Here is a 17,449-nt window from a genome sequence, read left to right on the forward strand (position 1 = left end):
GCTAGGGAGAAAAAGTGCGCCTGTCCGATTCTGATTACCAGGAGATCGACGGGCGCCTGGCTGCCCACGACGCGTTCCTCCGGGCTCGTTACCCGGGGGAACGCGCCGGTAGGCAGCCGATCCACACCGTCTACGTACCCGCCGACAAGCTGTCCGGGTTTGCCGACTGGGGCGCTCAGGCGCTTGCCGCCATGGACGAGCACGACTTCCCGTGGCCGGATCCGACCATCCGGGCGAAGCTCGAACTGGAACCGATCGAAGACCTCCGCGTCGACTTCGAAGACGGTTACGGCGTGCGCGACGACGCCCAGGAGGACGCCGCGGTCAGGCAGGCCGCGCTCCTGCTGGCGAAAGGCCCGAAACCGCCCTTCCTAGGCATCCGGATCAAGTCGTTGGAAGCGGCCACCCGCCACCGCTCGCTGCGCACCCTCGACCTCTTCCTGGACACCTACCAGGAGCTTTTCACCATCACGCTGCCCAAGGTCAGCGGCACCGACCAGGTCGCCACCATGGTCACCCTCTGCGAGAAACTAGAGCGTGGGTACGGGATAAGCGCCGGCTCGCTCACCTTCGAAATCCAGGTCGAGCTGCCGTCCGCCGTCCTGGCCGCCGACGGCACCGCCACCGTGGCCCGCCTGATCACGGCAGCCGACGGCCGGTGCACGGGGTTGCACTACGGCACCTACGACTACAGCGCGGCAGCCGGAGTGGCGGCGGCCTATCAGTCGATGGAACACCCGGCCGCCGATTACGCGAAGGCCGTCATGCAGGCAGCGGCCGCCCAGACCGGCGTACGCCTCTCCGACGGCTCCACCAACGTCCTCCCGGTCGGCTCGTCCTCGCAGGTCCGATCGGCGTGGGAGCTGCACCACAGGCTGGTCCGGCGTTCGCTGGAGCGGGGTTACTACCAGGGCTGGGACCTGCACCCGGCCCAGCTGGCCAGCCGTTACGCGGCCACCTACGAGTTCTTCCGCGACGGCCGGGACGTAGCGGTCGAGCGCCTGCACCGCTACCTGAACCGCCAGGAGAGCGGCATAGCCGACGAGCCGGCCACCGCCCGAGCCCTGGCGGGTTATCTGCTGCGCGGCCTGGACTGCGGAGCCCTGGCAGACGCCGGCTTCCCCAGATCAGAACTGGCATCCCTGGCCTGACCGCCCCTCTTTGCGTTCCCTTCCGCCGCAGATCTTGTGAGTTTCCGCCGCCACGTCAGCCACAAACTCACAAGATCGGCGGCGCTCGGTGGGCTCTTGTATGCGCGTGGCTGGGGGCGCACGGTGGCGTTCTGTGCGACCTGATCCACGCTGCGACCTGGCCCATTCCCGCGACCGGCCGGAGTTCAGCGCAAGGCCCTCGCCGAACTGTGGACGTGACCACGGCGGGCGCCCTCAGATCGGGGACGCTGTCGGCAGGGCCCTTGGGTCCTGTCGGGCGGCGTGAGGTCCACGATCCTCGCCTCGTAGCCGACCGGCGTTACTCGGATTGCCACGGAGGGTGAGCGCGAGACAAGGGGTGCTGTCGTTGCCGTCCGGATCTTGGAGATCCGTGGGTGTTCTGTGCCCCACAGGTCTCCAGGATTCGGTGCTTTCCACCCTTTGTGGTGGCAGCGCGTGACCAGGGTGCTCGCAGACCACCTGAAATCGACATGCCACGGGCGAAAGCCGAGCACCGGGCGGCGATGAACGCACGCGCAAATGTTTTGCGTGAGCACACCGCCCCTGGGTGAGAGTTGGTGGGCAGCGGGTCCCCGGCTGTGGCCGAGTCAGCCGCGGCGGCGGAGGTAGAGCTGGCGGACTGCCAGGGCGATGGCGCACATGACTACGACGATGGTGACGCTGCCGATGACGCGGCTGGAGCCTGGTTCGGCGAACCAGTTCGGTACGAGGCTGATCAGCGCTACCGGGTCGAAGATGATCATTCCGAAGACGACCACCACGGCGATGGCGAGTGCGCCTACCAGGGCGCTCAGCATCACCAGTTGCGGGTCGCGGCCTTCGGCGGGCTCGGCTTCCGGCTCTTCCCGGGGCGGGGCGTTGAGATCGATGAGCGGCTCGGCACTGATCTCACCGGTCGTCTCACCATCAAGCTCCACGACCGGCTCGGTCTCTGCGACGGGCTCGGTCTCTGCGATCGGGGCGGGCTCGTCGACTGGCTGAGGTTCCGGGGCAGCCTCGGATTCAGTCGGCTCTGGCTCGGCCGCAGCGGACGCCTCGGCGGCGGGCTCTGCGGTCGGCTCACTGTCGGCGGTCGGATCGCTCTCTGTGACCGCGGCGGGCTCTGTGACCGCGGGCTCTGCGGCTGCGGCGGGCTCTGTGGCCGGCTCCGGGTCCTTCGTGGACTCCGGCTCTACGGCGGCAGCGGCATCGGCCGCCGAGCCGGCGGTGGCTTCCGCTGCGGGCTCTGCCGCCGCCTCTGCTGCCGACTCCGCTGCGGGCTCGGCCGCCGGCTCGGTGGCCGGCTTCGCTGCCGCAGGTGGGGTCTCTGTTGATTCGATGTTCTTCTCGTTTGGCGCCACGATAACCCCCGTTACTTGATCGTGACGTTGGACCTTAGCGCATGCCTAATTCGGTGTGGGGTCGAACGATCCGGGGTGTGGCCGCGTGCTACCTGTCAACCACGCGGGGAGGCATTCGGTGAGGTACATATCCTTCAAGCCACGCAGATCGGAACACATCTGGCAGCGTCCATCGTGGAGCTGCCGGGCGTGCGGCCGGGCATGGCCGTGTGCTCCGGCGCAGGAGCATCTCACCGAGGGCGCCGACCGGGTTTCGCTCGCCATGTACATGTGGGGCAACCTGGATCAGGCCGTGAACGACCTGCCGCGACGGACGCCGGCCGACCTGTTCGAGCAGTTTCTGGGGTGGACCCAGGTCAGGCCGCCGGGACGACCTGGTCCTTCAGCCACGACGGGTCCGGGTTCACGAAACCCTCACCGGCGATCACTACCGTCGGTACGGTCTCGTCACCACCGGTGATCGCGCGGACGGCCGCGGCGCCTTCCGGGTCCTGCCAGATGTCCACCCAATGGAGGCGGCCGGCGTCGGGGCCGAGGCGGGCGCGCAGCCGCAGGCAGAACGGGCAGCCGGGCCGCCAGTAAACCACCGGCCGGCCGTCCAGGACGGCGTCGGCGGCGCGCTCCGGGCGTGGGAAGACGCCTGGTGACACGGCCAGGGCCAGGCCCAGGAAGAGCAACAGCAGGAAGGCGGCTCCACCAGGGGAACCGTCACCGATCTTCACGGCGGCGACGAGCACGCCACAGATGGCCGCCAGGATCGCGAGCCTCCACCGACGCAACATGGAGCGGGACGCTACACCGCTACCGCGGGTAGCGAAATCCCCGGCTGGGCGGATGATCTCCTGAGTGAAACAAACCCCTAATAGGGTCTGTACATGGTTGATCTGGTGGTGCGGTCCCGGCGGGTTCTGACCCCCGAGGGCGAGCGTGCGGCAGCGGTTGTGGTCCAAGGCGGAAAGATCGTGGCGATCAGTCCTTATGACGCCGAGATCGAGAACGTGACCGACGACGTCGATCTCGGTGACGATGCCCTGCTGCCCGGCCTGGTCGACACGCACGTGCACGTCAACGAGCCGGGCCGGACCGAGTGGGAGGGCTTCGCGTCCGCGACCCGGGCCGCCGCGGCCGGTGGGGTCACCACGATCATCGACATGCCGCTGAACAGCCTGCCGCCGACCGTGCACGCCGAGGCGCTGAAGATCAAGCAGGCGGCCGCGACCGGTCAGATCCACGTCGACGTCGGTTTCTGGGGTGGCGCGATCCCCGGCAACGCCGCTGACCTGCCCGAGTTGCACGCGAACGGGGTTTTCGGCTTCAAGGCGTTCCTCGCCGACTCCGGGGTGCCCGAGTTCCCGCCGGTCGACGCGGACGAGCTGGCCCAGGCCATGCATGTGGTCGACGCGCTGTTCGTGGTGCACGCCGAGGACCCCGAGCACCTCCAGGAGGCGGAGAGCTCGGCCGCGTACTCGGACTTCCTCGCCTCCCGCCCGGCCGACGCCGAACACGCCGCGGTCGCCACCGCGATCGCGGTGGCCCGCGCCGCGGGCCGCCGGGTGCACATCCTTCATCTCTCCGCCGCTTCCGCTCTGCCGCTCATCGCGGCCGCACGAGCCGATGGGGTACGCGTAACCGCCGAAACCTGCCCGCACTACCTGACCCTGGACGCCGAGGCGATCCCGGACGGCGCCACCGAGTTCAAGTGCTGCCCGCCGATCCGGGACGGCGCGAACGCGGATCAGCTCTGGGAAGCCCTGGCCGACGGGCTCATCACCTGCGTGGTGAGCGACCACTCGCCGTGCACGCCGGAGCTGAAACGGCAGGAGTCCGGTGACTTCGCGGCGGCATGGGGTGGAATCGCCTCGGTGCAACTGGGTCTGCCCGTGATCTGGACCGCAGCTCAAGCCCGTGGGTACACCCTCGCCGACGTGGTGAAATGGATGTCACGCCGTCCCGCCGATCTGGCCGGGCTGCGGCAGAAGGGACGGATCGCTGTCGGCGCCGACGCGGACCTGGTGGCATTCCAGCCGGACGAGGAGTTCACGGTCGACGCGCACGCACTGCACCACAAGAACCCGGTTACCCCGTACGCGGGCAGGGTCTTGAAGGGTGTTGTGGGCACGACCTGGCTGCGCGGCAGCAGGGTGACCGGCGACGAGGCAGGCGGCCGTTTCCTTCTCCGCGGCGAAGGCGCGGAGTAGAGGAGATTTGATGGACGAATTCACCGGGCTACCGGACCTGGCATCGCGGGCTTTCGGCGGTGGGGTGGTCTACGCCAACGACGAGTTCTTCGCAGCGGCGGACCACCTGGTCCTGCCGGCGCCGGCGGGGCACGCGCCGAAGACGTTCGACCACAAGGGACAGGTCTACGACGGGTGGGAGACCCGTCGCCGCCGCGAGGCCGGGCACGACTTCGCGCTGGTCCGGCTCGGTGCGCCCGGCATCGTCCACGGGGTCGACGTCGACACCTCGTTCTTCACCGGCAACTACCCGCCGGCCGCGTCGGTCGAGGCGGCGTCGGTGGAGGGATACCCGAGCAAGGACGAGCTGGAAGCGGCCGAGTGGACCGAGCTGGTCCCGCGCTCCGAGCTCAAGGGCGACGGCAGCAACCTGTTCGCGGTCGCCGACCGGCAGCGCTGGACCCACGTCCGCCTGCGGATCTTCCCGGACGGCGGGGTGGCCCGGCTGCGGGTGTACGGCGAGGTGGTGCCCGACCCGGCGCTGCTGCCGAAGACGTTCGACGTGGCCGCCGCGCAGTACGGCGCGACAGTGGTCGACTGCAGCAACATGTTCTACGGCCACCCGCAGCGGATGCTGATGCCCGGCCTCGCGCAGAACATGGGCGACGGCTGGGAGACGTCCCGGCGCCGGGACGACGCCAACGACTGGATCATCGTGAAGCTGGCGGCCCCGGCCGTGCTGCGCTTCGCCGACCTGGACACCAGCCACTTCAAGGGCAACGCGCCCGGCGCGGCCCGGCTGACCGGCCGGGACGAGCGGACCGGCTCGGAGGAGTGGGTGGAGCTGCTGCCCCGGGTGGCGCTGCGGCCGGACACCCCGCACCGGTTCAAGATCGAGAAGGTGCCCGCGGTGACGCATGTGCGGCTGGACATCTTCCCTGATGGCGGGATGGCGCGGCTGCGTCTGCTGGGTGACGCCGACCGAGGGTATTTGAAGGCCAGAATGGCGTAGTGAGAACCGTTTCGCTCGTCCTGGTCGACCCGGCTGGCGTCGTGCTCGGCGCGCTGCCGCCTTTCGAGGTCGTCACCCCGTGGTGGCAGGAGGTCGCCGAGGTCGTCACGAAGGCCGGCGTCGAGGTCACCGTGCTGCGTTTGCTGCACGGTGACCGGCCGGCCCCGCCGGGTGGGCACGTGACCTATCTGGCTTCGACCGGCGCGCGCCCGGCCGGCCTTGTGCCCGTCGAGGTTGATCTCGCCGATCATCCGCTGCGGGCGCCCTACGCCGAGATCGGTGGGCCGGCCGCGTCGCTGGCCTGGGCGGCCGGCGCGCTGGATCGGATCGGTCTCGGCGGGGCGGTTCCGGTGCAGCAGCGGACCTGGAACCTCTCCGCGATCTGGCGGTTCGACCTGCCGGAGGACGGCAGGCCCGTTGCCTGGCTGAAGCAGGTGCCGGGGTTCTTCGCGCACGAGCCGGCCGTGCTGCGGATGGTCGACGCGGTGTCGCCGGGCCTGGTGCCCTATGTCCTGGCGGCCGGTGATCAGGGGCGGACGCTGCTGGCGCACGTGCCGGGGGAGGACCGTTACGGCGCCGGGCCGTCGTTGTGTGCCGAGGTGGTCGCCGCTTTTCACCCGGTGCAGGCGCATTTCGCCGGACGGGTCGGCGAGCTGGCTGGTCTTCCGGACCACCGGGTCTTCGATCTCGATGCGATAAAACCGTATGTAGGCGAAATATCCGGCTTGGCGGACCTCCTCGACGGCCTCCCGGATCGGCTCGCCGCCGTCGCCGAATGCGGTCTCCCGGACACCCTCATCCACGGCGATCTCCACCCCGGCAACGTGCGGACCAGCGCCGACGGCACCCTGACGATCGTCGACTGGGGTGACGCGGGCATCGGCAACCCGGCCTTCGACATCCTGCGCCTCAGCGACGACCCCGGGGTGCTGCGCGACTGGGCCGACCGGTGGCCGGGTTGCGACGCGCTACGGGCCGTCGAACTGCTGCGTCCGGTGGCGGCGCTGCGGTCGGCCATCACCTACGCGGGTTTCCTCGCGAAGATCGAGCCGAGTGAATGGCCCTATCATGCGGCTGACGTGGAAGTGGCGTTGCGGGCCGCCCTCGATTAACCGCGCAGCTGCACCAGCTCGTGGTGGTCGTCGAACGGCAGATCGCTGGCGGCCACCGCGAAGATCTCGGTGCGGGGCAGGGTGAGCATGCCGGACAGCGTCGTCGCCAGCGCTGTGTCGGCGGCGTCCCGGCCGGTCACGATCCGCATCAGTGTCTGGCGGGGTGCGAGCCGGGTGGCGTCCCAGACCGTCCAGCGGCCGTCGATCGCGGCCTCGGCGACCAGGTGGAAGTCCATCGGGGACAGCCCGGGTGCGTACACCGCGGCGACCCGGGCCGGGATGTCGCAGGCCCGGCAGAGCGTCACCACGAGGTGGGCGTAATCGCGGCACACGCCGGCGGCGGCCAGCAGGGTGTCGACCGCGTCGGTGGTCGGCCCGCTCACCCCGCCCTGGTACGCGAGATGCCCGAACACCCAGTCGGTGATCGCCCGCACCGTGGCGGCGGTGTCGTCGCCGAAGCCACCGAATCGGCTCAGGGCGAAGCCGCCGAGCCGGTCCGACGGGCAGTACCTGCTCGGGCGCCCGGCGACGATCCGCTCGACGTCGCTCACCGGGGGCGGCGGGTTGCCGAGGGGGACGGTCGCTTCATAGGTGACGGTCAGGACGCCTTTCGGTACGCGTACCAAATGTTGTCGTCCTGGAATCTCGCGGACCGGGACGTCGGCGCTCAGGGTGAGTGATTCCGTCGCGGGCGAAGCCGCGGCGATCTGCAGCACGATCTCCGCGGGCTCGGTGACGTCGAATTCCAGAGTGCAACCAACCAGCGCGGCATCCACGATTCTCACCGTATAGGCGTCAGGTTTCGTACGGTGTCATTCATGGAGGACGCCCGCCGGCACTACCTCGATCTGATCCGTCACGACGGTGTGCGGCTGTCACCCGCGCTGGCGAAGGCATTCGGCGCGGTGCCGCGGGAGGTTTTCGTGCCGGACGGCTTCCATCGCCGCGACGGCCGGCTGGTGCTGCCGGCCGATCCCGAGTTCCTGCGTGCGGTCTACAGCAACGACGTGCTGGTCACCAAGCTGCGCGGGCAGAAACCGATCAGCTCCTCCAGCCAGCCGTCGCTGATGGCCGTGATGATCGAGGCGCTGGACGTGCGGCCCGGTCAGCGGATTCTCGAGATCGGCGCGGGCACCGGATACAACGCCGCGCTGCTCGCCACGCTCGGCGCCGAGGTCACGACCGTGGACGTGCAGGACGACGTCGCGGATCGGGCGCGCGCAGCACTTGCCCGAGCCGGGATCACTGGGGTACGCGTGGAGACCGGCGACGGGTACACCGGTGGCCCGGACGGCCGTTATGACCGGATCATCGTGACGGTCGGCGTGGCCGGGATCTCGCCGCACTGGATGAATCGGCTGCCCCGGGACGGCCGGATCGTCGCGCCGGTCGAGCACGCCGGGATGCATCCGGTTCTCACGGCCGGGGCGGCGGGAGAGTTGTCGGTGGTGTGCCCGGCCGGCTTCATGAGCGCCGCCGGGCCGCTGGGTGCCCGGCATCCGGGTAGTCATCCGCCGCCGCCGGATTCGCCGCTGACCGGGTTGGAACCGGTGGTGCCGCCGCGCTGGGGTGCTCCGCTGGAGGCGATGGCTTATCGGGATCTGTGGTTCGCGGCGGGGGCGTGGCATCGACAGGTCACCTATGCCACGGTGCCCGGGCGGGAGCAGAGCCTGCTGGCGGTCCTGGCCTCGTCGTCGTCCTCTGCTGCTGCTGTCGTCCTTCCGGATGGCGCGATCCTGGCATCGTCGGAGCATGCTTGCGAGGTCGCGCTCGCTCTCAGCGACCGCTGGTGGACGCATGGCCGGCCGCCGATGAGCGCCTGGCGGGCCGCCCTGGAACCGGCCGGGCCTCTGCTCGTGCCGCGGACGTGGCGGCTCCACCGCCCGTAAACTGCGGAGATGGACATCTCCGTCGTCGCTGCCAGCGAGGCGACCTGGTCCGACCTTCAAAAGATCTTGGGTACGCGCGGAGAGCCGGCCCGCTGCCAGTGCCAGTGGTTCAAGATCACAGCCGCTGAGTGGGGTTCGGTGCCGGTGCCGGAACGCTCGCGGCGGCTGCGGGCGCAGTCGGCCGGAGGCAGTGGTCTCGTCGCCTATGCGGATGGCGAGCCGGCCGGGTGGTGCGCGGTCGAACCCCGGACGGTTTATCCGCGGTTGTCCACGGCCCGGGTTCCGTGGACCGGTCGTGACGAGAACCGGCTGGATGCCGCGGTGTGGGCCGTGACGTGCTTCGTCACGCGTACCGGATATCGGCGGCGCGGGGTGAGCCGTGCGCTGGTCGCCAGCGCTGTGGGGTTCGCGCGGGAGAGGGGCGCGCGGGCGCTGGAGGGTTATCCGATGGTGGTCGCCGCCGGCCGGGAGTACAGCTGGGGTGAGCTGTATGTGGGCAGCCGGAAGATCTTCGAGGAAGCGGGGTTCGTCGAGGTGAGCCGGCCTACGCCGCGACGCGTGGTGATGCGGGTCGAGTTCTAGCTCTCACCATTTGCCTTCGCGGCGGTCGCGCCACGGGCGGCCGTCCGGGTCGTAGACCAAGCGATAAGCCGGGACCGCCCAGAACCGCTGGTACCACGGCATCTTCTTGGTCTCGTGCGGCACCAGCCGGCCCGGCGGGCGCGGACCCTTCTCGCCGCCGAGATGCCAGTCGCGCAGCCGGTCGGCCGTCTCGGTCACCGCCCGTACCGCGTCGAGCGGGTCGAGCAGATCCGCGTCGTCACCGTCGGCCCGGTCCAGGTGCTCCCGCAGCAGCGACAATCTCAGCTCCCGCGGGAACCGCCGCGCCTCGTCACCGAGCCCGGCCGGATCCCGGGGCTCCCGGCCGTCGCGGGTGCCGTCCAGCGTCGCGCAGGACAGTTCGCTGTCGTGCGTCCACGAACGACGGTTGAAGTTGTCGCTGCCGACACTGCTCCACACGTCGTCGATGACGCAGACCTTGGCGTGCACGTAGATCGGCGTACCCACGTGGTTCTCCAGGTCGAAAACGTGCACCCGGTCGCCGGCGGCTTTCCGGCAGAGATCGATCGCCTGTTCGCGGCCGACCTGGTTGGGCGGCAGCGCGAACCTGCCGTCCACATCCGGGTACCGGGGCACCACCGCGATCAGATGCAGGTCCGGCTGCTCCCGCATCGCCTCGGCGAACAGCTGGGCGACCTCCTTCGACCAGAGATACTGGTCCTCCAGGTAGATCAGCCGGCGGGCGCGGCGGATCGCCTTCGTGTACCCCCGTGCCACGGTGCGCTCACCCAGCTTCGCGAACCCGTACGCAGGGCGCATGGCCGGATAGGTGCGCAGCACCTGGACCGTCATCTCGCCGGCCGGCGGCGGGTCCGGCGGCTGCGGCGGGAGCCGGTCGGCGCGCATGTCCTCGTGCCGGAGCATGTCGGTGGCCGTGGAGATCGGGCCGTGCTGGTCCAGCGGCGCGGGATCGTTCCAGCGCTCCCGGAAGGAGAGGTCGAGGGTGCCGACGACCGGCCCCTTCAACGCCAGCTGGATGTCGTGCCAGGGCGGATTCGATCCGTACGCCCCGGCCATCGACACCGCCTGCGGGTCACCGTGGTGCTGGTCGTCGTCGCGGCGGCTGTGGCACAGGTCGATGCCACCGGCGAACGCGACGTCCAGCTCCTCCCGGCCGGGATGCCGGAGGACCACGAGTTTCTGGTGGTGTGAACCGCCCCGGCGTACCCGCTGGTCAAGCAGCACTTCGCCGCCACCGGCCTCGATGTCATCGCTGAGGGTGCGGTTCTCCTCCTCGCTGTACGCGAGTTTGTCCACATGGGAACGCCACAGCAGTCCCTTGACGATCACGCCGCGCTTGGCCGCGCCGGCGAAGAGCTCGGCGATCGTCGGGCCGTCGTCCCGCAGTCGCTCGTCCGGGTCACCCCGCCAGTCGGTGAAGAAGAGGTGATCACCCGCTTGGAGGGCCTCCACTTCCGAGGCCAACCGATCGAAGTACCTTTGCCCGTGAATTAATGCTTCGACCGTGTTTCCCGTGTTCCATGTGGGTATGGAGGTGTCCGGGTTGCCGCGCTCAGCAGCGGTGAGAAGCCATTCTTGCGGCGGCACTGCAGCCCCTTCGAGGTCGACGACGCCCTCACCGTAAGCCTCCTGACCGTCGCTCGCACGCGGAGCGCCGACCCCCCTTTCCTGCGGAGGAACAGATCACATGAGCAGTGAGCCGCTGGTCACCACGAGTGTCGCTGACGCTACCGAATCCACCGAGAGGGGCCTGCTGATCGCGGTCCTCCTGTTGGTCCTCGCGGGAACAGCCGCCATCCTCATGACAATGCCCTGACCCCAGGCGTTTAGTTTTGGCGGGGTATCGCGCTGACCATCCAGAACGAGCGATTCACGGGTGCCCGATGACGGCAGGGGCACGAGCTTCGACGGAGGCCGTTACGGGTCGGCGACCGTGTGCGCCGCGTGCCAGTGGGTCGGGCTGATCCCGGGTGGTCCGGGTGGTCCGTGTGGGGTGGACCGGGTGGACCGGTTGGTCTGGGTGGACCGGTTGGTCTGGATGCTGCGGGTGGTGCTCAGTGCTGCGAAAACGGTCGTAAGACAGCGCTGGAAGCCAGTTCGCCCCGGCAGTCGGCTCGTCCGGCGCTCGGCCCGTCCCGGCGGCCAGCTCGTCCGGCGGTAGGGGCCGGATCTCCGCCCGTCGGGGCCGAAGACAACACGCCGCGAGCACCCGCCGTCCCGCTGCGTGTCGAGTTGAGGCGCGTATCGAACCCGTAATCGACACAGGGCAGGCGGTTCGCGGGGTATGTGTCGAGTTAAGGCGCGTATCGAACCCGTAATCGACACAAGGCAGGCGATCCGCGGGGCGCGTGTCGAGTTTGGGGGCGTAGCGAACCCGAAGTCGACACGCCCGATCTGGCCCGCGAGATCTTGGGCCGCTGTTCCTGTCGGGGTGTGGTTCGGGGACCACGATCGCCACGGGAGGACTGGGGCGGAGAAAGTGATCACGACGAGTGTCCGCTGCCAGCGGGATTTCCATTGACCAGCCGAGCCGGCCGGATCCTGTCGCAGGGTAGATCAGGTCGCACATATAACGCCACCGTGTGCCCGGGTCCACGCCCTGGCCGTGCTGAAGTCACACAGACCGCAACCGTGCGACCCCATCCACGCTGAACCGAGCATCCGTGCGCTCCCGTCCACACGCCCCGAGCCGCGAGCCCACCGTGTGCTCCCGTCTGTGGTTGCTGCGAGCCCACCGTGTGCTTCCGTCTCCGGTTGCTGCGAGCCCACTGTGTGTTCCCGTTTTCGGTTGTCGCGCGCCTACCGTGTGCCTTCGGCCCGCTCGTTGCCGCGATCTTGTGCGCTTGTGGTTGACGGGTGGGCGCAAGCTCACAAGATTGGGTGCCGGGGCGCGGGACTGATGCCGGAGCGGCGCGACCTTGGCGAGTTCCGGTCGAAATGCGAGCGCCGAGCGCCCCCGAGCACCGGGCCCGAGCGGCGAGCGCCGAGCACCCCCGAGCACCCGAGCGCCGAGCACCCGAGCGCCGGGCCCGAGCACCGAGCACCCACCCCGCGACGGCGCGCGCTTCACCCTGTACCCAAGAATTTCAGTTTTGAAGTTTCAGATTTTAAGTAGTATGCTTCGGGGCATGGCCGAACCGCTCAGCGTGACCCAGTTGCAGCACTGGCGCACCTTCCTCGAGAGCTCCTGGGCACTGCACACCCGCCTTGAGGACGAGTTGCGCGCCGCGACGGGCCTGAGCATGAACGATTACCACGTCATGGTCGAGCTTGCCGACGCCCCTGACCGGCGGATTCGGATGGGTGAGCTCGCCAGCCGGCTGGTGCTCTCACCGAGCCGGGTCACCTATCAGATCAACTCAATGATCAAACGCGGTCTTGTTCGCAAGGAGAGTTGTCCCGACGACGGGCGCGGCCAGGAGGCTGTGCTCACCGAGGCCGGGCTGCAGACGCTGCGCGACGCCGCCCCGGCGCATCTCGCGACTGTGCGAGAGAGCTTCATCGATCATCTGGACGACGAGGAGCTGGCCGTTGTCGGCCGCGTCTTCGCCAAGATCAGGAAGGTGTGAATCATGCCCGCCATCACCGTCGAAGACGTCCTCGTCCTGCCGCGCCTGCCCCGGCTCGACCCGATGACCGATTTCCGCCCGGTTCGCCGGCTCACGACAGCTCCGCAGGGTTTCGAGGGTGAGGGATTCCCGGTGCGGCGCGCGTTCGCCGGGGTGCCTCTGACCGAACTTGATCCCTTCATCCACCTGGACCAGATGGGCGAGGTGGACTACGCGCCGGGCGAGCCGAAAGGCACCCCGTGGCACCCGCACCGCGGGTTCGAGACGGTCACCTACATGATCGACGGCATCATGGACCACCAGGACTCGCTGGGTGGCGGCGGTTCGATCAGCAACAGCGACACGCAGTGGATGACGGCCGGCGCGGGGATTCTGCACATCGAGGCCCCGCCGGAGCACCTGGTGATGAGTGGCGGACTTTTCCACGGCCTCCAGCTCTGGGTGAACCTGCCGAAGCGCGCCAAGATGCTCGACCCGAAATATCAGGACATCCGGGGAAAGCAGTCGGCCCTCCTGACCACTCCCGACGGCGGCGCGCTGATCCGCGTCATCGCCGGTGAGATCGCCGGGCACGTCGGGCCGGGCTCCACCTACACCCCGATCAACCTGGCCCACGTCACCATGCAGCCCGGCTCCCGCCTCGACCTGCCGTGGCAGCCCGACTTCAACGCGCTCGTCTACGCACTGTCTGGCGAGGGCTGGGTCGGCACTGACCTGCGTCCGATCACTCTCGGACAGCTCGCCACGTACGGCCCCGGTGACGCGATCCGCGTCGAGGCGAAGACCGAGCTCGACCTCTTCATCATGGGCGGCCAGCCGATCCGCGAGCCGATCGCCCATTACGGCCCGTTCGTGATGAACACCCGCGACGAGCTCAAGCAGGCCTTCGAGGACTTCCAGAAGGGCCGCCTCGGCACCGTCCCGGCGACCCGCCTCCCGCACACCGACTGACGATGGCCCACCGACTGACGATGGCCCAGCAGGGCGGTCCGCTTGCGCTCCCTAATTCGGTACGCGCAAACGGCCGCCCTTGGCTAGCCTCGCGACGTGCAGATCCGCCAAGCGACACCCGGCGACGCCACTGAGCTGGTTCGTCTCCGCGCTGTCATGCTCCAGAGTTTCCCGCAGCCCGGCTGGAACGACGACTGGCGCGAGCCGGCCCTCCAGACGCTGGTCGAGCGCTTGTCCGAGCCGGAGCCCACGATGGCCGCGTTCGTCGTGGACCGTGCGGACGGCGCCGGCCTCGCCGCCTGCGTGATCGGCATCATCGAGAAGCGGCTGGGAAGCCCCAGCAACCCGGGCGGCCTGGTCGGTTACGTCTTCAGCGTGGTCACCGACGACGACCAGCGTCGCCAGGGGTACTCGCGCGGATGCATGAACGCGCTGACCGACTGGTTCCGTTCCCGCGGGGTCGGCGTCGTCGATCTGCGAGCCTCGCAGGACGGTGAGCCGCTGTATGAATCGCTCGGCTTCCGCCGCACCGCCGACCCGGCGATGCGGCTCCGCCTCACCTAGAGATTTTCAGGCGGCCCGGGACTCCAGCGAGCCGGCCAGGTCGGCGCGCAGCTTGGCCGGGTCGGCACCCAGCTCGGTGAGCACCAGCATCGCCAGGCCCTGCCCCTCGCGCAGGATGCCGAGCAGGATGTGCTCCCGCGCGATGTAGTTGTGTTTGAGCCGCAACGCCTCGCGCAGTGACAGCTCCAGGACCTTCTTGGCGCGCGGCGAGAACGGGATGTGCCCGCTGCCCGCCGAGAAGCGTCCGAAGATCCCCCTCTTCTTCGGCGCGGGATGAGGCAGCCGCAACGAGCCGGCCCCGAAATTCTCCTCGATCGCAGCCCGGACCGCCTCCAGGTCGATGCCGATCGCCTTGAGCGCGGCCGCGTCCTCGGCGTCGCGATCGGCGAGGGCGGCGGCCTCGGTGGTGTGGTCGCCGACGTGCCGGACGATCGCGTCCCGGACGTGTTGCCGGTCGGCGCCGGCCTCGCGCAGCAGGGTGGCGACCCCGCTCTGCTCGTCGCTGGTCAGCGCGAGCAGCAGGTGCTCGGTGCCGATCGTGGTGTGGCCCAGCTCGCGGGCCTCCTCCTGGGCGAGAACGACGGCGGTGCGGGCGCCCTTGGTGAATCGCTCGAACATGTCAGCCCTCCCGTGGGTCCTGCATCGGCATCAACCTGGCGTGTTTCTTGTGGACGCCCTGCCGGGTCACCTCGAGGGCGTCGGCGATCTCCTGCCAGGACCATCCTTTGGCGCGGGCGTTGGCGACCTGGAGATGCTCGAGGCCCTCCAGGAGGCGGCGGAGCGCCACGACCGCGCGGAGGCCGACCCGTGGGTCGGCGCTGCCGGCGGCGGCGGCGAGGTCGGTTGCTTCGGTCATGCCGTCAACTTACGTTGACAGATGGCCGCGTGTCAACTTTGGTTGACGTCGAGGGCAAAAGAAAACCGGCCCCGGGGGCCGGTTCGCTCTTATCGAAAAATCCCGTTCACTCCCAGGCGGGGAGCGTGCCCAGCGACACGGTGAGCTCGACCGGGTGGAGCACCGGCGCGGCCACCGTGAACCGCGCGCCCCACGGGTCGCGCAGCTCGGCGAAGGCGCTCAGCCCCGCCTCGGCCGGCTCGGAGATGATGGCTCCGCCCAGCCGCTCGCAGAGATCGGCCGCCTCTTCGATGTCGGCGACCTGGAAGGCCGCGCGCCACCACGCGCCGCGGAAGCCGGCCGCCAGCCCGGCGATCGCGTCGTGCCCGTGGTTCAGCCACTCGCCGGTGCCGAACTCGTGACGCAGCAGCCACCCGAACGCGGAGCCGTAGAAGCGGGCCGCGCTGCTCGGGTCGTCAGTGATGAGTTCCGGCCACGACATCGTGCCCGGTTCATCGCGAGCCTGTGCGCCCGCGAAATCGGCCGGTTCCCACAGGCCGATCGTGCCGCCGGCCAGGTCCGCAACGATCGCGCGCCGGCCGCCGTGCGCCTCGGAGGGGCCGCTCAGGCAGTAGCCGCCGGAAAGGGCGACCTGCTCAAGCGTCTCTTCGAGGTCGGGAGTGCTGATGTGCGTGAGCCAGCCGTCGGACCGCTCCGGCGTGCTGCGGGTGAGCCCCGCCACGGCCCGGCCCCCCAGCTTGAACCGATCACCCGCAGACTCCCAGCCAAACAACTCTCCGTAGAACTCCGCAGCCCGTGCGGGGTCCGTACTCGCCAGTTCCACCCAGCAGGGTGTCAAGGGTGCATAGCCTCTGATCCGCATGTGCCGCTCCATGGTGGACATCCCCAGTTACCTGAGCACTCTACGGCACTGAATACGCTTCGTCACCACCGCACGGTTCATTGTCCGGTTTAGAGCAGAAAAGTATTACCTAGCGTGAGCGGTCGAGTGATCCAGGTAACGCATCACGGGCGTCGCGGCGATTCCGTGAAGGACGACCGAGACGACGACGACGAATGCGGCAGTCGCCCATACGAGGTCGGCGCGAGGAAAATTCGCGTGTGTCATTGCGTACGCTAAGTAATAAAAGGATCCGATGCCACGGATCCCGAACGCCGCGATCACCCAGTGTTCTGCCCGAGTGCCCGGTACGCCCTGCAAAGAGGCAAAAGCGGCCAGCGGGCGGACCAGGAAGATCAGGACGAGACCGGCGCCGGCGGCCTGCCAGGTGAGCGGCGCCAGCAGGCCGCTGACCATCGCGCCGCCGAGCAGAAGCAGCAGAAGGACGGTCAGCAACCGCTCGGTCTGCTCCGCGAAATCGTGCAGCACCTGGTGGTACTCATGCGACCGTTCGGCAGCGCGGATCGCCCGAGCCGCCACGAAAACCGCCAGGAATCCGTAGCCACCGGCCACCTCGGTTACCCCGTACGCAAGGAAAGTGGCAGCGAGAGCGAGGAAGCCCTCGGAGTGTCGGGAGAGTCGCAGCGCGTCGCGCTTGGCGCGGAAGAAGAGTTTGCCGAGCAGCCATCCGATCAGCGCGCCGCCGGCGAGACCCGTCAGGCCCTTGTAGAGGACGTCCTTCAGTACCCACTCGCCGAGCCAGCCCGCCGGGTCCAGGCCGTGGGCGGCGATCGCGATCGCGGCGTAGACGAACGGGAACGCCAGGCCGTCGTTGAGGCCGGCCTCACTGGTCAGCGCGAACCGGACCTCGTCCTCCGAGTCCTCCTCGTCGGTCGGCTCACCCACCTGCACGTCCGCGGCGAGCACCGGATCGGTCGGCGCCATCGCCGCGCCGAGGAGCAGCGCGGACGCCGGCACCAGGCCGGCCCACCACCAGCCGAGCAGTGCCGTCGCGGCGATCGTCACCGGCATCGCGATGATCAGCAGGCGGCCGGTCGACGCCCACCGGCGGCGGCCGAACGGGCGGTCGATCTTCAGACCGGCGCCCATCAGCGCGACGATCACGCCGATCTCGGTGAGGTGCTCGGTCAGCTTGGCGTTTGCCAGCGGATCGGCGTCCGGCAGGCCGAGAGGCAGGCCGAACACGATCAAGCCCAGGGCGAGGAACGCGATCGGCATGGAAAGCGGTCGTCTCTCCAGCAGGCGAGGGAGAACACCGGCGAGCAGAGCGCCCACCCCGACCAGGGCGAACACCACATCGGAGAGCTGCATAAGCCGCTCTTAC

At 69.2% G+C, this 17,449-nt stretch carries 17 protein-coding genes and 2 pseudogenes; 10 read left to right on the forward strand and 9 right to left on the reverse strand.

Annotated features, from left to right (window positions below; translation table 11 throughout):
- The first annotated feature begins 14 nt into the window (after positions 1 to 14).
- A complete protein-coding gene (locus tag B0I29_RS14685) occupies positions 15 to 1,151 on the forward strand; it encodes a DUF6986 family protein (RefSeq protein WP_111649497.1) in 1,137 nt (378 codons plus the stop codon).
- Positions 1,152 to 1,759: 608 nt separating this feature from the next.
- Here the strand turns inward: B0I29_RS14685 and B0I29_RS45210 are convergent.
- Together B0I29_RS45210 and B0I29_RS14700 are read right to left on the reverse strand one after the other, a co-directional pair.
- Positions 1,760 to 2,089 carry a hypothetical protein gene (locus tag B0I29_RS45210; protein ID WP_146616790.1) on the reverse strand — a complete coding sequence of 110 codons (330 nt, stop codon included), beginning with the start codon at positions 2,087 to 2,089 and terminating at the stop codon, positions 1,760 to 1,762.
- Between the two features lie 779 nt (positions 2,090 to 2,868).
- Positions 2,869 to 3,294, reverse strand: a complete 426-nt coding sequence (locus tag B0I29_RS14700; RefSeq protein ID WP_111649499.1) for a glutaredoxin domain-containing protein — start codon at positions 3,292 to 3,294, stop codon at positions 2,869 to 2,871.
- A 93-nt stretch (positions 3,295 to 3,387) separates the two neighbouring features.
- Here B0I29_RS14700 and allB point away from each other — a divergent pair, with 93 nt between their 5' ends.
- Genes allB through B0I29_RS14715 form a run of 3 tightly spaced genes read left to right on the forward strand, consistent with a single transcriptional unit; the run spans position 3,388 to position 6,813 of the window.
- Positions 3,388 to 4,710 carry an allantoinase AllB gene (gene allB, locus B0I29_RS14705; protein ID WP_111649500.1) on the forward strand — a complete coding sequence of 441 codons (1,323 nt, stop codon included), beginning with the start codon at positions 3,388 to 3,390 and terminating at the stop codon, positions 4,708 to 4,710.
- Between the two features lie 10 nt (positions 4,711 to 4,720).
- Positions 4,721 to 5,701, forward strand: coding sequence for an allantoicase (gene alc / locus B0I29_RS14710; protein ID WP_111649501.1), 981 nt, complete (start codon positions 4,721 to 4,723; stop codon positions 5,699 to 5,701).
- A complete protein-coding gene (locus tag B0I29_RS14715; RefSeq protein WP_111649502.1) occupies positions 5,701 to 6,813 on the forward strand; it encodes a phosphotransferase in 1,113 nt (370 codons plus the stop codon). The genes alc and B0I29_RS14715 overlap by 1 nt, the downstream gene beginning before the upstream one ends.
- On the opposite strand, the gene B0I29_RS14720 is transcribed toward B0I29_RS14715, so the two are convergent.
- Complete coding sequence (locus B0I29_RS14720) at positions 6,810 to 7,589, reverse strand: transglutaminase-like domain-containing protein (protein ID WP_220091316.1); 780 nt, start codon at positions 7,587 to 7,589, stop codon at positions 6,810 to 6,812. The genes B0I29_RS14715 and B0I29_RS14720 overlap by 4 nt on opposite strands.
- Before the next feature lie 42 nt (positions 7,590 to 7,631).
- Between B0I29_RS14720 and B0I29_RS14725 the strand changes: the two genes are divergently transcribed.
- Both B0I29_RS14725 and B0I29_RS14730 read left to right on the forward strand, forming a co-directional pair.
- Positions 7,632 to 8,702, forward strand: coding sequence for a protein-L-isoaspartate O-methyltransferase family protein (locus B0I29_RS14725; protein WP_111649504.1), 1,071 nt, complete (start codon positions 7,632 to 7,634; stop codon positions 8,700 to 8,702).
- A gap of 9 nt (positions 8,703 to 8,711) precedes the next feature.
- Entirely contained in the window at positions 8,712 to 9,284 is a 573-nt protein-coding gene (locus B0I29_RS14730) for a GNAT family N-acetyltransferase (RefSeq protein ID WP_111649505.1), read from the forward strand.
- Positions 9,285 to 9,287: 3 nt separating this feature from the next.
- On the opposite strand, the gene B0I29_RS14735 is transcribed toward B0I29_RS14730, so the two are convergent.
- On the reverse strand, positions 9,288 to 10,871 hold the full coding sequence (locus tag B0I29_RS14735; protein WP_111649506.1) for a phospholipase D family protein: 1,584 nt from the start codon (positions 10,869 to 10,871) through the stop codon (positions 9,288 to 9,290).
- A gap of 100 nt (positions 10,872 to 10,971) precedes the next feature.
- On the opposite strand from B0I29_RS14735, the gene B0I29_RS47415 reads away from it, so the two are divergent.
- The 4 genes from B0I29_RS47415 to B0I29_RS14750 all read left to right on the forward strand — a co-directional run bounded on the left by B0I29_RS47415 (position 10,972) and on the right by B0I29_RS14750 (position 14,368).
- Positions 10,972 to 11,100, forward strand: coding sequence for a hypothetical protein (locus tag B0I29_RS47415; RefSeq protein WP_260329412.1), 129 nt, complete (start codon positions 10,972 to 10,974; stop codon positions 11,098 to 11,100).
- 1,312 nt (positions 11,101 to 12,412) lie between these two features.
- Positions 12,413 to 12,853, forward strand: coding sequence for a MarR family winged helix-turn-helix transcriptional regulator (locus B0I29_RS14740; RefSeq protein WP_111649507.1), 441 nt, complete (start codon positions 12,413 to 12,415; stop codon positions 12,851 to 12,853).
- Between the two features lie 3 nt (positions 12,854 to 12,856).
- On the forward strand, positions 12,857 to 13,804 hold the full coding sequence (locus B0I29_RS14745) for a pirin family protein (RefSeq protein ID WP_111649508.1): 948 nt from the start codon (positions 12,857 to 12,859) through the stop codon (positions 13,802 to 13,804).
- Between the two features lie 96 nt (positions 13,805 to 13,900).
- Entirely contained in the window at positions 13,901 to 14,368 is a 468-nt protein-coding gene (locus B0I29_RS14750; protein ID WP_245972527.1) for a GNAT family N-acetyltransferase, read from the forward strand.
- 6 nt (positions 14,369 to 14,374) lie between these two features.
- Here B0I29_RS14750 and B0I29_RS47715 read toward each other — a convergent pair.
- The 5 genes and pseudogenes from B0I29_RS47715 to B0I29_RS14770 all read right to left on the reverse strand — a co-directional run.
- Positions 14,375 to 14,734, reverse strand: a pseudogene (locus B0I29_RS47715) (Clp protease N-terminal domain-containing protein); the annotation flags it as partial.
- A 57-nt stretch (positions 14,735 to 14,791) separates the two neighbouring features.
- Positions 14,792 to 14,986, reverse strand: a pseudogene (locus B0I29_RS47720) (Clp protease N-terminal domain-containing protein); the annotation flags it as partial.
- Position 14,987: 1 nt separating this feature from the next.
- Positions 14,988 to 15,224 (reverse strand): helix-turn-helix domain-containing protein, encoded by a 237-nt coding sequence (locus tag B0I29_RS14760; protein WP_111649511.1) that lies wholly within the window; start codon positions 15,222 to 15,224, stop codon positions 14,988 to 14,990.
- A 106-nt stretch (positions 15,225 to 15,330) separates the two neighbouring features.
- Positions 15,331 to 15,945, reverse strand: coding sequence for a VOC family protein (locus B0I29_RS14765; RefSeq protein ID WP_342768360.1), 615 nt, complete (start codon positions 15,943 to 15,945; stop codon positions 15,331 to 15,333).
- A gap of 246 nt (positions 15,946 to 16,191) precedes the next feature.
- Positions 16,192 to 17,436, reverse strand: coding sequence for a cation:proton antiporter (locus tag B0I29_RS14770; RefSeq protein WP_111649513.1), 1,245 nt, complete (start codon positions 17,434 to 17,436; stop codon positions 16,192 to 16,194).
- Positions 17,437 to 17,449: the final 13 nt, after the last annotated feature.

Source organism: Actinoplanes lutulentus, from assembly GCF_003259845.1.
In the GTDB taxonomy this organism is placed as follows: domain Bacteria; phylum Actinomycetota; class Actinomycetes; order Mycobacteriales; family Micromonosporaceae; genus Actinoplanes; species Actinoplanes lutulentus.

What these genes read in the sequence shown, in the direction of transcription:
- B0I29_RS14700 (WP_111649499.1), bottom strand. Translation starts at nt 3,294, where the DNA reads ATGTTGCGTCGGTGGAGGCTCGCGATCCTGGCGGCCATCTGTGGCGTG.
- allB (WP_111649500.1), top strand. Translation starts at nt 3,388, where the DNA reads ATGGTTGATCTGGTGGTGCGGTCCCGGCGGGTTCTGACCCCCGAGGGC.
- alc (WP_111649501.1), top strand. Translation starts at nt 4,721, where the DNA reads ATGGACGAATTCACCGGGCTACCGGACCTGGCATCGCGGGCTTTCGGC.
- B0I29_RS14725 (WP_111649504.1), top strand. Translation starts at nt 7,632, where the DNA reads ATGGAGGACGCCCGCCGGCACTACCTCGATCTGATCCGTCACGACGGT.
- B0I29_RS14730 (WP_111649505.1), top strand. Translation starts at nt 8,712, where the DNA reads ATGGACATCTCCGTCGTCGCTGCCAGCGAGGCGACCTGGTCCGACCTT.
- B0I29_RS47415 (WP_260329412.1), top strand. Translation starts at nt 10,972, where the DNA reads ATGAGCAGTGAGCCGCTGGTCACCACGAGTGTCGCTGACGCTACCGAA.
- B0I29_RS14740 (WP_111649507.1), top strand. Translation starts at nt 12,413, where the DNA reads ATGGCCGAACCGCTCAGCGTGACCCAGTTGCAGCACTGGCGCACCTTC.
- B0I29_RS14745 (WP_111649508.1), top strand. Translation starts at nt 12,857, where the DNA reads ATGCCCGCCATCACCGTCGAAGACGTCCTCGTCCTGCCGCGCCTGCCC.
- B0I29_RS14760 (WP_111649511.1), bottom strand. Translation starts at nt 15,224, where the DNA reads ATGACCGAAGCAACCGACCTCGCCGCCGCCGCCGGCAGCGCCGACCCA.
- B0I29_RS14770 (WP_111649513.1), bottom strand. Translation starts at nt 17,436, where the DNA reads ATGCAGCTCTCCGATGTGGTGTTCGCCCTGGTCGGGGTGGGCGCTCTG.